Source organism: Paenibacillus sp. Root444D2 (genome assembly GCF_001426375.1).
Lineage (GTDB): Bacteria > Bacillota > Bacilli > Paenibacillales > NBRC-103111 > Paenibacillus_E.
On the sequence record NZ_LMEO01000003.1, the window covers coordinates 138096 to 151544 of the forward strand.

Consider the following 13449-nt stretch of genomic DNA (forward strand, 5'->3'; position numbering starts at 1 on the left):
TTCACCTCATCATTTGCCTCTAAGCTGTCATTTGGCATAATAGATATCGACATTTTCTTTTGTCACGATTGTAATTCCTGTATCCACGTAGGTAGGAACAAGCGGCTCCTTAGCATTTTGCAGCGGTAAATGCGATTTCTGAGCTTCCTTTTGTAGATGGAGTAAATGCATAAGCGACCAATACCCCATATTCCAGGTACCTTGTGCAAGCGTTGCTGAAATGGTCTCGTTCTTCACCATATCAAGTGTCCCTTTATCGGTATCAAATCCAATAATTTTCACTTGTGAAAGCCGATTCAAGCTTTTCACTGCATTACCTACACCCACACCGCCATTGGCCTCAGTAGCAAATATACCGTTCAAATCCGGATGATCCTTGAGTACTTTAGCGGCAATCCGTTCGGATGCCAATTGATCCCCTTTACCATCTTCTATCGCTATAATTTGGAGATTGGGATAGCTGCTTCGGATTGTATCCTGAAATCCAGCCATGCGATCCTGGTGATTTAGTTGATTAGGCAGCGTAATAATCGCAAGCTTCCCCTGGGTCCCGGTCAGCTCAGCCATTTTGTGAGCTGCGCTTACGCCAGCATTATAATTATTCGTTCCCAGAAAAGAGTAGGCTTCACTCTTAGGTGCGCCAGAATCGAATAATACGACAGGTATGCCCGCTTCGACAGCTTTATTAATGGTCACAACGAGTGCGTTCGGATTGATCGCCGAGACCGCTATTCCTGCCGGCTTCTTGGCAATTACTTGTTCCAAAACCGTTATCTCTTCGTACACATCGTACTGAGTAGCGCCTCGATACTCGACGGAAACATTCAATATCTTCGCAGCATCCTCGAAGCCTTTGAGACAACTTTTCCAATAATCAATGCCGGACTGGAAGTTGACCATTACATACTTCTCTTCGATGTTTCCTTGGAGACCGCGATTCATTTGCTTAAGCGATTGATCCGTAGACTCGCGGTATTGATAAAAATAAAGGAAAAGCAAAAAAGTTGCGATCAGTATCGCATACACCATCAACAGCTTTTTCATACTTGTTCCTCCTATAACCTTCTGCACGCAGATGAGCTCTATATGTCATTCGATCTTAATTGAAATTTACCGATTAATTCATCTAGTTCTTCCGCCATCCCGCTTAAAACGTTGGCAGAGGACACGATTTCTTCCATACTCGCAAACTGCTCTTCCATGTTTATGGACACTTCTTTCGTTCCCGAAGCCGTGTGCTTGGCCACATCTTCTATCGAACGAAGAACTTCTAGAGCTGTTTGCGATTTCTGAGAAATGTCTGAGGATTGCAGGGATACCTGGCTTATTTGCGCGCTAACCTCTTCGATTTCTTTTTTTATTCGTTCAAACGCCACGTTCGCTTCATTGACAACTGAAATCCCTGTGCTCACTTCTTGTGAACCTGCCTCACAGGAATGTGCGACTTCGCCCATTTCCTCTTGTATCGCATTCACCAATCTAGCTACTTCATCTGCAGCCTCAGTTGTTTGCTTAGATAAATGACGAACTTCTTGAGCAACAACCGCGAAGCCTTTGCCCGCTTCACCTGCTCTAGCCGCTTCAATCGAAGCGTTAAGCGCAAGTAAATTGGTTTGTCTGGAAATATTGGCAATCAGATCGTTCGCGGCAAGGACATGCATGACGTGAGTACCTAAGCGCCCAACGGAATCCGAAAGCACTTTCATTTTATTATAAATGGCGTTCATTTGGCTAATGGATAATTCGATAGAGGCCGTCCCCCTACTAACAGCTGCCAATGCGTGAGACGACGTTTCATTCGTTAATCCAGTAATCGAGGCAATTTGCTGTACGGAATGATCCATTTGAGCAAGGAAAGCAATTCCCGTCATCATATGCTGTACCTGGGATTCGGAGCCTGCGGAAATCTCTTGCACAACCGTCGTGATTTGCTCCGACGCTTGGCTCAAATGCTCGGTATTACCGCTGAGCTCTTCTGCTGCTGCAGATACATGCTTCGCATGATCGTCAACCTGGCTAATGATTTTAAACAAATTGCCTTTCATTTGATTGAAAGCCTCCGCCAAGTCATGAAGCTCATCACGGCTGCGGACTCTAATATCTCGGCCCGTTAAATCACAAGAAGCTATATCTCTCGCCGCTTTAACAATCGTCCTGAGAGGGGTGATAATCATTCTGGAGACCATCCATCCTATGGCTAACGCGATCACTAAAGCCGTGATGCTTACCCATATGAGCTTGTAAATGGTTTGATCCATCATATTGCCATTTTCCACTTTCTTCAATTCCATGATGTTCTTTTGCTTTTTCTGAATCTTCTCAGCAAGCTTGGTTAAATTTTGAGTGAGAGGTACGGTCCTTTGAAAACTGGATTTCGTCTTCTCAAGATCATGCACCAATCCGGCAATCGTCTCGATTGACTCACCCATGACCTTATAGTAAGTTTGATCTTCCGCATTCTCGTCGATACCCTTGATGTCTTGCACCAAAGCATTAAGCTTCTGATTGCTTTCGAGAATTGCTTGAACTTTCTCCGGAGAAGGTTCAATGACATAGTTGGACATAAGGCTATACTGCAATTGTGTTTGGTATTGGATATCTGAAGCAAGCTGCAGAATTATGGCATTATGATTTAATAAATTCACATAGGATAAGTTAATTTTTTTCAGAAAATAGTAAGATAATCCGCTCGTCACTGCGACTAATAAAGCGATAACCACAAAGGCTATCATCAGTTTTGAACGCAAAGAAAAAGAGAGCACCTTGAAGGGATTACCTCTTAGCCATGTCATACGTTTACTCATCATTTATCCCCCACTCCGTAGGTGTAAGCCGCAAATAAGACTCTCCTTTTCAGGAAAAGTCTTATTTGATCCTCTATTGCCTAGTTATCTTACTAAGCAGTTTTTGATTTATTGTAAATATCAAAACCTACCGCAAATAACAACACCAATCCCTTGATACCCTGCTGCCAGTCAATACCTAAGCCGACTAAGGACATCCCATTATTCATGACACCCATCACAAGTCCACCGATGATAGCCCCAATAACCGTACCAATGCCACCAGTCGCGGAAGCACCGCCAATGAAGCACGCAGCGATGGCATCTAGCTCAAAGTTTACCCCCGCTTTAGGCGTAGCCGCATTTAACCTTGCCGCAAATACGAGACCGGATAGCGCTGCCATGACCCCCATATTTACGAACACCCAGAAGGTCACATGCTTCGTTTTGATTCCTGATAATTTAGCCGCTTTTTCACTTCCGCCAAGCGCATAAATATGGCGACCCATGATCGTTTTATTCATAACGAAGGAGTAAATCACAACAAGCACAAACAAAAGAACCAGGATGTTAGGAATACCTTCATAAGTGGCCAGTACATACGTAAATACGTTAATGATCAGGACCATGACGGCAATTTTAGCAATCAACCATCCCATCGGCATAACATCAAAGTTATATTTGACTTGATTCTTTCTTTTTCTAAGCTCACTCCACACCAAAATAAGGGATAATACAACTCCGATGATCAGTGTAGTGTTATGCATTGTGCTTCCATTTAATACATCAGGTATAAAGCCTGAGCTGATTTTCTGAAAAGCCTTCGGAAACGGTGCGATAGACATCCCCTTCAAGACGATCATCGTCAACCCCCGGAAGAGGAGCATCCCCGCCAGCGTAACGATAAAAGATGGAATTCTCACATAGGCGACCCAAAAGCCCTGCCACGCCCCTACCAATGCTCCAATGACCAAAGAAATGATAACTGCTAAGACAAAAGGAACTTTCATATCGACCATCAGAACGGCTGACACAGCCCCTACAAAAGCGGCTACAGATCCTACAGATAAGTCGATATTCCCCGTGATAATGACCAATAACATGCCAATCGCGAGCACCAAAATGTAACTATTTTGCAAAATCAAGTTCGTCACATTCAGAGATTTTAACAGTACCCCATCCGTCATGATTTGAAAAAATACCGTAATTAAGACTAGTGCTATAATCATGCCGTATTGACGGATGTTGCTTTTAAACATTTTACTCAGTGTTTCCATGCATGTGTCCCCCTGCCCTCGTTATGCACTTCATGATTTCTTCCTGTGAAGCTTTCTCTTTACTTAATTCGCCAACCATTTTCCCCTCATTCATCACGTAGACACGGTCACACATACCCAGAATTTCGGGAAGCTCCGAGGAAATAAGCAGGATGCCTTTGCCCTCCATTGCTAATTGATTGATGATCGTATAAATCTCATATTTGGCCCCCACATCGATACCCCGTGTTGGTTCATCAAGAATGAGAATATCCGGCTCTGAAAAGATCCATTTGCTTAAAACGACCTTCTGTTGATTGCCACCGCTCAAATTCCCTGTTTTCTGTAAAATGCTCGGTGTCTTAATATTCATCTTTTGGCGAAAGCTCTCCGCGTGGACAACTTCTTCATTCTCATTGACGACCTTATTTTTCGAAATCTTATCCAGTCTGGCCAGCGTTATGTTTCTTTTAATATCGTCAATCAAGATTAATCCATAGTTCTTGCGGTCTTCCGTCACATAAGCAACACCATGATGAATGGCCTTATCAATCGTTGGCAGGTGAATTTCCTTGCCATCTTTATATAAATGACCGCTGATTTTCTTCCCATAGGATTTGCCGAAAATACTCATCGCCAGTTCCGTTCTACCTGCTCCCATTAATCCCGCAATGCCGACAATTTCACCTTTACGAATGTTCAAATTGACTTGATCGATGACTTTACGATTGTCTTGCAGAGGGTGATAAACATTCCAATCCTTTACTTCAAACAGCGTCTCACCGATTTGCGGCTCCCTCATGGGGTAACGATGTGTTAAATCCCGGCCTACCATGCCTTTAATAATGCGGTCTTCCGTAATTTGGTCTTTCCTCATATCCAACGTTTCTATGGTTTGACCATCCCTAAGAATGGTAATCGAATCCGCCACCTTAGAAATTTCATTTAATTTGTGGGAAATCAGAATAGAAGAGATTCCTTGTTTCTTAAATTCCAGCAATAAATTCAGCAGATTATCGCTATCCTCTTCGTTCAAAGCAGCTGTAGGTTCATCCAAGATCAGCAGCTTTACCTTCTTTGATAACGCTTTTGCGATTTCCACCAATTGCTGCTTGCCGACACCTATATTGATCGTCAATGTTGTGGGCTGCTCACTTAATCCAACCTTTTGCAGTAGTTCCCTTGTCTTCACAATGGTATCATTCCAATTGATGATCCCTCGTGAGGTTTGTTCATTCCCCAAAAAGATATTCTCTGCAATCGATAAATAGGGAATAAGCGCTAATTCTTGGTGAATAATAACGATCCCCAAATTCTCACTTTGTTTGATATCCTTGAACTCACAAACTTGACCCTTGAACAGAATATCGCCATCATAGGATCCGTGTGGATATACGCCGCTTAAAACTTTCATAAGCGTGGACTTGCCTGCGCCATTCTCACCAAGCAGGGCGTGAATCTCGCCTTCTTGAACACGTAAATTCACATTACTGAGCGCTTTCACACCCGGAAATGTTTTCGTAATATTTTTCATTTCCAATATGGCATCCGACATGCGATCACCAAGCCTTCCATGTAATAAATGATCTAGCGATAGTCACGCTCGGCTATCACTAGATCATTTAGGTAGTTCCTAGGTTGACAATTATTTACCTAATTTATCTTTTGTGTAGTAGCCGCTGCCTACTAAGATTGATTCATAGTTGGATACATCTACGGATACTGGCTCAAGCAGGTAAGAAGGAACAACTTTAACCCCATTGTTATACGTTTTTGTATCGTTTACTTCGGGTTTGGTTCCTTTTAGAATACTGTCTGCAATCGCAACCGCTTTTTTAGCTAACTCACGAGTATCCTTAAATACTGTTTGTGTTTGTTCCCCAGAAATGATCGATTTAACGGAAGCAAGTTCTGCGTCTTGCCCAGTAATTACCGGAAGCGCCTTGCCTGCTGTCCCATAGCCAACACCTTTAAGGGAAGATAGGATTCCGATACTGATGCCATCATAAGGAGACAACACAGCATCCACTTTATCAGAAGCATAGTTCTTACTTAGCAGATTATCCATTCTGGATTGGGCAACCGAACCATCCCATCTTAATGTAGCTACTTGCTCGAACGCCGTTTGCTTGCTCTTCACCACTAATTTACCGGAATCCAGGTAAGGCTTCAGTACGGAAATAGCTCCATCAAAGAAGAAATGTGCATTGTTATCATCAGGTGATCCAGCGAAAAGCTCAATATTGAATGGGCCTTTGCCATCTTTCAAACCTAGCTTTTTCTCGATATAGGAAGCTTGCAGTACGCCTACCTTGAAATTATCGAATGTCGCATAGTAGCTCACAAACTCACTCTTTTTAATTAAACGGTCGTACGCGATAACTTCGATCTTGGCATCATGCGCTTTCTTAAGAACGTCCGTCAAAGATTCTCCGTCAATCGGTGCGATAACGAGGATATTAACACCTTTGGTAATCATATTTTCAATTTGAGCGACTTGGTTCTCAATTACGTCTTCCGCATATTGCAGGTCAGTTTTATAACCTAACTTTTCGAATTCCTTCACCATGTTAGCTCCGTCGCTCACCCATCTTTCGGATGATTTCGTCGGCATCGAAATTCCTACTTTACCTCCGGCTTTTGCATCCGTTTTGGCTGCTGCTGTTGGCGCCGCTGTGCTTGCCGCATCTTTTTGTTCCGTCGTTGCGGTTTTAGCCCCGCAAGCGGAAATCACCAACATCAAAGATAATAAAACCAAAGATACCATTTTTTTCATTTGAACTACCCCTCTCTTTGCCTCAGCTTCGTGTTTCATAGACCTAAGTATAGGGCTGAAGGCAGTCAGCGTCTTTTCAAAAAAACAACTCGTTTTTATAAATATTAAACTTATTTAAACGCTTTCATCTTGTGCCATACATAGAAAAGCCGCCAGGATATCATCCTGACGGCTTTCCTTTACACGTTTTAAGACCAATAACCAGCATGCGCGGCTGCAGCTTCTATTTCTACCTCTGGGAAAGGACCGAGCACTTGAATCGGCTTATTCCCCCTTGCAAATACTTCACGACACGGTAGATCGAGTGTTGGATTTTGTTCATCATCACCTGTCAAGATAGCTAGCTGTTTTTCCGATATTCCGTAAACGACACACCCAACGTTTCCCCAATAAATCGATCCAGCACACATAGCACAAGGTTCTGCGGACGTATACAAGGTGCACTCCCACAACTCTTTCTTGCTATACCGTTTGGAAGCTGCCTCCATCAAAGTTGTCTCCGCATGACCGGTGCAGTTCGACTCCGTAATCTCGATATTCCCCTGCTCCAGCAAAATTTCTCCATGCGGTCCAACCAATAGCGCACCAAACGGTGTATTCCCCGATTCTCTGGCTAGCAGAGATAGCTCTACACATCTTTTCAAAAATGGAATATGCCTATCACGGTCCATTACCAAGTACCTCCACCCCTTACGCTCAACATTAAAATCTTTGCTCCCGAATGTAGGGAACGCCTAGTGCTTCCGGTGCACCCGAAGGCTTATTGCGATTACGCCAACCGAGGAACATCAGAACCAGTATGGTCACGATGTACGGAATCATTTTCAGAAAATAAGAAGGGATATGACTGCCAATAAGCTGCACGCGGAACCCCAGCGTATCCAGCACACCGAAGAAATAAGCACACACCAAAGCACGGATCGGATTCCATCTCGCGAAAATAATGAGCGCCACCGCAATCCAACCGCGTCCAGAGGTCATGCCTTCGTTCCAAGTCGGCGTGTAAACGAGCAGCAAATCAGCTCCGCCAATACCGATCAACATGGATCCAATAATGATACAGCCGTAGCGAATCGAAATAACGGGAATACCCATAACATCAGCTGTGGCCGGGTTATCCCCCACCGCTCTTAGATGCAGCCCCCACGAAGTACGATGGATGAAGAGATGCATGACAATAACCAGTACAAAGCTAAACCAAGTAAAAAGATCCAAGTGCGCAAAAACCTTCCCAATAAACGGCACATTCTCCAGCCATAGCAAATCTAGCTTTGGTACCGCTCCGGGTAATGGGATGCCGCTAACACGTTTTCCGAGATAAGCGCTAAGACCTGTACCGAAAATCGTCATGGCCAGACCGCTTACGACCTGATTAGCGTGCAGGGTTACACAAAGAAATCCATGAAGCATACCCAGAACACCGCCTACTGCAAGTACACAGAGAAGGGTCAGAGCCAAGCTTCCAGTATGAATGAAGACGAGACAAGAAGTCACTGCCCCCATCAACATAAGTCCTTCTGCACCCAGTTGCGTGATTCCTGATCTTTCGATAAGAATTCCACCCAATACAGCTAACAGCAGCGGCGTGCCAGAAGAGATAGCAGAAACAATTAATTGTGTGACGATATCTATGACATTCCCTCCCCTTTCAGCATGATTTCAAACCAAGCTCACCCATCAGCTCACCGATCACCGATTGCGGCGAATGCGGATTTTCCCAGCCATACCGCCCGCAATAAGGAAAAATAGGATAGCCCCTTGAATCATAGAAGAGGTCGATGAAGGAAGACCGATCGTCTGCACACTGTATCCTCCCACAATGAGCCCTCCGAATAACACCGACGAAATCACTAACCCTGCCGGATTCAGCTTCGCAAGCCACGCCACAATAATCGCTGTGTACCCGTACCCCGGCGAAATACCATACATAAGTCGGTGTGCCACACCGGAAACTTCGCTCATTCCCGCTAAGCCAGCCACCCCGCCGCTAATGATCATAACAACGAGAACATGTCTGGAAATTCGAATACCTGCATTCCGCGCAGCTTCCGCATTCGCACCAATGAGTCGCAGCTCATAACCCCAACGTGTATATCGGATCATAAAGGCATAGAGCAGCACGGCAAGAATAGCAAAAATGATCCCAAAATGGAGTCGGGTTGTTCCAAAAGTAGGAAAAGACTGTGCCGCAGTGAACATCGGGGATCCTGGGAAGTTAAAACCTTTCGGATCTTTCCATGGACCGAATACCGCATAATTTAAGGCAAGAAGAGCTACATAATTCAACATTAAGGATGTAATTAGTTCGTTAACTTGAAAATAGGTCCTCGGAATCGCCGTCAACAATCCCCAGACCCCACCGGCTACGATGCTCGCTACCACCATAGATGGAATCGAAATATACATTGGCAGCTGTGGAAAATAAACCGTAACCGCGGTAGCCGCCATCGCTCCGGCCAAGAACTGCCCCTCGGCACCGATATTCCATACCGAAATCCGGTACGCAATTGAAACGCCAAGACCGCAAAGAAGCAGTGGAATCGCCTTCACAAGGGTCTCCGTAATGCCAAAAGAGGAACCAAAGGCTCCTTTCAGCATTTTGGCATAAACCACAATCGGATTCATGCCATTCAAAGCTATAAAAATGCCGCAGGCTACAATCGCCAAGACGATAGATACAATCGTCACCCACCACGGACTGGCCGGCCCCACAGGATCAATCTCAAATCGGTAAGGCAAACGAAAACCAGCTTCTCGCCTAGGCACCTTTTTTTCTATCGGAATGGTTCCCGCCGTTTGTTGTTCGCTCACCCTGCATCCTCCTCAGACCCCGCCATCAACATACCGATATATTCCCGGCTCGCTTCCTCTCGCGGAATATTGCCCACGATGCGTCCATCGTACATGACAAGTATTCGATCAGCTAGCTGCAGCACCTCATCCAAATCTTCAGATATTAGGAGTACAGAACTCCCCTTGCAGCGCAATTCCTCAAGCAATTGGTGCACACCCTCAGTGGCACCTACATCTAGCCCTTGCGTTGGATGCACGGCAACCATCAGCTTCGGACCTTGATCAATTTCCCTGGCAAAAAGCAGCTTCTGCTGATTCCCCCCAGACATATACTGAACAGGTGCATCAATCCCCGATGTCCGCACATCGAACATCTCAACAAGCTTCTGTGTCCAGCTTCGATTGCTTCTTGTGCGCAGTAAACCGAATCGAGATCGTTCCGGAGAACGATACGTCTTGAAGAGCAGGTTATCTACGGCGCCCAAACTGCCCGCTAGACCGCTCTTCATGCGGTTTTCCGGCACATGGGCAATACCCAGCTCAATGGCTGCGCGCACCGAACCGTTACGCAATGCCTTGCCGTCAAAACGGATATCGCCTTGTTTCCAGACGCGAAGCCCTGTTAACACCTCCGCAAGCTCCTTCTGCCCGTTTCCAGACACCCCGGCAACACCTACAATCTCGCCTTCACTCACTTGAAAATGAAGCCCATCCAGCACCTTGCGTCCATGCTCCGCATACACATCCAAGCCACCCACCACAAGCATCGGCTTTCCTAGCGATTTCTCTCTAACAGTTGTCCGGCTTTCCAGGCCCTCCTTGCCGACCATCAACTGCGCCAGATCCCTCTCATTCGTTTCTGACTTCGTCATTGTTGCAATCATCTCGCCTTTACGCATGACCGATATGCGATCCGAAGCAAACATAACCTCCTTGAGTTTATGTGTCGTCATAATGACCGTCTTGCCTTCTTCTTTCATGCGATTCAGTGTCTCAAACAACTGATCCACCTCACCTGGCGTCAATACCGAGGTAGGCTCATCCAAAATAATTAAATCCGCTCCACGATAGAGCGTCTTCACAATTTCAACACGCTGCTGTTCCCCGACCGACAGCTGCCAAATAGGCCGGTCCACCGGAAACGGTAGCCCAAAATGCTTCGATATTCCCTCGATCTCTTCGGACTTTCTAGCGAGCCATCGTGGGCCGCGCCAGAACGAAGACGACTCCCCAAGAACAATATTCTCCGCGGCTGTTAACGTTTGAACAAGTCGAAAATTCTGAAAGACCATGCCAACCCCTAGGTTCATCGCATCCTTCGGCGAACGAATTCGCACCTTCTCGCCGTGGATGAGAATCTCTCCGCTTGTTGGACGATATATACCTGAGAGCATGCACATCATTGTACTTTTACCGGCGCCGTTCTCACCTAATAATGCATGAATCTCTCCAGCTTTTGCCCGGAAATCAACATAATTATTAGCTATAACAGAACCAAATTGCTTGACAATCTGATTCATCTCAACTGAATAACCCTCCGTTTTAAGCAATGAGCCCCCTCCTTCTCGTCCTTTACACACCCCTATATATTCAAAACAGCATCTCCCATTTTGGGATCTGCTGTTTATTAAAACCATAATTTGGGTATCAATTAGACCATACCTTATGCGAACCTAGTACATATCTATCTTCACCACTATACTGTTCAAGTGAATTACACGTCAATTAACATTACATCATATTTGGGCATCTAACAAAAAATGACGATTCATTTGTGCTTGATCCCAAAGTGTAAAGGCTCCCCCTCCCGAGAATGTTATGTTAAGTTACGCGGACAACAAAAAGGAGCACTCCTCCTTGAAGAATGCTCCTTTTACTATCCTATTCTTTTCATCAGGAAAGAAATTATGAAAGAAATATACCACCATAAACGAAACCAGCCACAATCACAAACGCAGGGTGAATCTTCCTCTTTTGAATGAGGTAGAAAGCTACTGCGGCAATACCAATAAACTGCAAGTATCCTATCGTTTTCGTAGATTCCACCATACTGCTCCACGTGACCAACACCATCATGATCGCGATAACAGGCTGGACAAGCAGCGTCATTCCTTTGATTACCGGAGATTGCTTATATTTCTGCAGGATATTCAGCAAAATGATGAGTGCAATAATAGATGGAACAACTGTTGCAGCCACTGCAATTAGAACGCCGACCCAACCACCGATTTGAAAGCCGACATATGCGGCAATTTTCGTAGCAATCGGTCCAGGCAGCGCATTCCCAAGCGCTAACATGTTCGAGAATCCACTGCTGGTCATCCAAGCATGATTCGGAACAATCTCTTGATACATCAGCGGGATCGACGAGGGTCCTCCTCCGTATCCGAACACATTGGCTAAAAAGAAACTAACAAGTAAATGCCACCACTCATTCATACACCCTCACCTTTGCCAAGCTGCTTCTTGTTCTTGCTCCACTTGTCTTTTAGCTTATGATGAAAAGCACCATATAGTAAAAACATAAAAATAACGATAGCCGGATGCACAGAGAAAGTCTGCAGCAGCAAGAATGAAATAACAAAAAATGTGAGCCCTGCCGCCCAACCCAAGCCTTTAACCGCCTTCTCGCCGAACTCATATGCCATCACGCCTAACATCACCGCAACAATAGGCACAACCGCCGCTATCATGCCTTTAATCACTTGAGAGGTGCTAAAGAAATTAATAAACGAATACAACCCCACCATGGCTACACAGGTAGGAACAATGTGAGCTAAAACACCAATCGCCGCCCCCCATCCGCCTTTGAGCCGATATCCCAAATAGCCCGCAAGCTTCGTTGCTATCGGTCCCGGAAGCGTATTAGCTATCGCCAGCACTTCCATGAATTCCTCATCCTTCATCCATTGAAACCGCGTAACCGCCTCGTACCGTATCAACGGCACAATCGACGGCCCGCCGCCATATCCCAATATCCCCGTCCGGAACATCGCCATACCTATCTGAACATAGGCATTTCCCACTATGTATCACTCCTGTCTCTGTAGCACCATTCTACACAAAGTAAACTAAGCTTTATTGTAATATAAGTTGAAAGTTTTCATTCGATTCTTTTTTCATCTTTGTAAAAATGACAAAGATTCTTCAGTTTCTTGGGTTTTGGCTTGAATTTGTGTAAAAGCTGTACGCGGGCGCTTTGTGTGGGTAAGCGTTGAGAAATATTAGAGCCTCTTGAGGCTTCTATTTTTGAATTTATGGGTACTTTCTGTGGAAATTGGAACCTTTAGAAACTCTTATTAGTAGGATGAAGCTTAATTTAGGTTGCTTTGGGCAAAATAAGAGCTTCTAGAGACAGCTATTTTTGAATTTCTGATGCTTTTTATGGAAATAGAAGTCTTTGGAGACTCTTATTTGTGGGATAGGGCTTGGAGTTGGGTTGCTTTTAGCAGAATAAGAGCTTTTAGAGACTGTTATTTTTGAATTTCTGGTGCTTTTGGTGGAAATAGGAGTCTTTGGAGACTCTTATTTTTAAAATAAGGCTTTATTTAAGTTGCTTTGAGCAGAATAAGAGCTTCTAGAGACTGTTATTTTTGAATTTCTGGTGCTTTTTGTGGTAATAGAAGTTTTTGGAGACTCTTATTTATAATATATGGCTTGATTTGGACAAGCTTTCTGATCAATCCGAACAAATGTAAACAAAAAACCTTACGAGGATTTCTCCTTGTAAGGTTTTTAATTGCTTGGCAACGTTCTACTCTCCCAGAACCCTGCGGTTCAAGTACCATCGACGCTGGAGGGCTTAACGGTCGTGTTCGAGATGGGAACGCGTGGGTCCCCT

At 44.8% G+C, this 13449-nt stretch carries 11 protein-coding genes and 1 rRNA gene; all 12 read right to left on the reverse strand.

All coding sequences use genetic code 11. The annotated features are described in order from the left end of the window. Positions 1–27 precede the first annotated feature (27 nt). Positions 28–1044, reverse strand: coding sequence for a substrate-binding domain-containing protein (locus ASD40_RS03590; RefSeq protein WP_057301956.1), 1017 nt, complete (start codon positions 1042–1044; stop codon positions 28–30). Between the two features lie 38 nt (positions 1045–1082). Beyond that, complete coding sequence (locus tag ASD40_RS03595) at positions 1083–2807, reverse strand: methyl-accepting chemotaxis protein (RefSeq protein WP_082562044.1); 1725 nt, start codon at positions 2805–2807, stop codon at positions 1083–1085. Between the two features lie 89 nt (positions 2808–2896). Next, positions 2897–4060 (reverse strand): multiple monosaccharide ABC transporter permease, encoded by a 1164-nt coding sequence (mmsB, locus tag ASD40_RS03600; RefSeq protein WP_057301958.1) that lies wholly within the window; start codon positions 4058–4060, stop codon positions 2897–2899. After that, positions 4044–5594: a multiple monosaccharide ABC transporter ATP-binding protein gene (mmsA, locus tag ASD40_RS03605; protein ID WP_057301959.1), complete on the reverse strand. Its 1551-nt coding sequence runs from the start codon at positions 5592–5594 to the stop codon at positions 4044–4046. Before mmsA ends, mmsB begins: the two co-directional genes overlap by 17 nt. Positions 5595–5684: 90 nt before the next feature. Further along, a complete protein-coding gene (chvE, locus tag ASD40_RS03610) occupies positions 5685–6815 on the reverse strand; it encodes a multiple monosaccharide ABC transporter substrate-binding protein (RefSeq protein ID WP_057301960.1) in 1131 nt (376 codons plus the stop codon). A 188-nt stretch (positions 6816–7003) separates the two neighbouring features. Then, positions 7004–7486: a nucleoside deaminase gene (locus ASD40_RS03615; RefSeq protein WP_057301961.1), complete on the reverse strand. Its 483-nt coding sequence runs from the start codon at positions 7484–7486 to the stop codon at positions 7004–7006. A gap of 31 nt (positions 7487–7517) precedes the next feature. Next, positions 7518–8447: an ABC transporter permease gene (locus tag ASD40_RS03620; RefSeq protein ID WP_057301962.1), complete on the reverse strand. Its 930-nt coding sequence runs from the start codon at positions 8445–8447 to the stop codon at positions 7518–7520. A 57-nt stretch (positions 8448–8504) separates the two neighbouring features. Then, positions 8505–9626: an ABC transporter permease gene (locus ASD40_RS03625; protein WP_057301963.1), complete on the reverse strand. Its 1122-nt coding sequence runs from the start codon at positions 9624–9626 to the stop codon at positions 8505–8507. Further along, positions 9623–11128 (reverse strand): ABC transporter ATP-binding protein, encoded by a 1506-nt coding sequence (locus tag ASD40_RS03630; protein ID WP_057301976.1) that lies wholly within the window; start codon positions 11126–11128, stop codon positions 9623–9625. The genes ASD40_RS03625 and ASD40_RS03630 overlap by 4 nt, the downstream gene beginning before the upstream one ends. A 385-nt stretch (positions 11129–11513) precedes the next feature. Beyond that, on the reverse strand, positions 11514–12047 hold the full coding sequence (locus ASD40_RS03635; protein WP_057301964.1) for a chromate transporter: 534 nt from the start codon (positions 12045–12047) through the stop codon (positions 11514–11516). After that, the gene (locus ASD40_RS03640; RefSeq protein WP_047685772.1) at positions 12044–12634 is read right to left on the reverse strand and encodes a chromate transporter; all 591 of its coding nucleotides are present in this window, start codon (positions 12632–12634) and stop codon (positions 12044–12046) included. Before ASD40_RS03640 ends, ASD40_RS03635 begins: the two co-directional genes overlap by 4 nt. Positions 12635–13349: 715 nt before the next feature. Then, positions 13350–13449, reverse strand: a 5S ribosomal RNA gene (gene rrf / locus ASD40_RS03645); the annotation flags it as partial.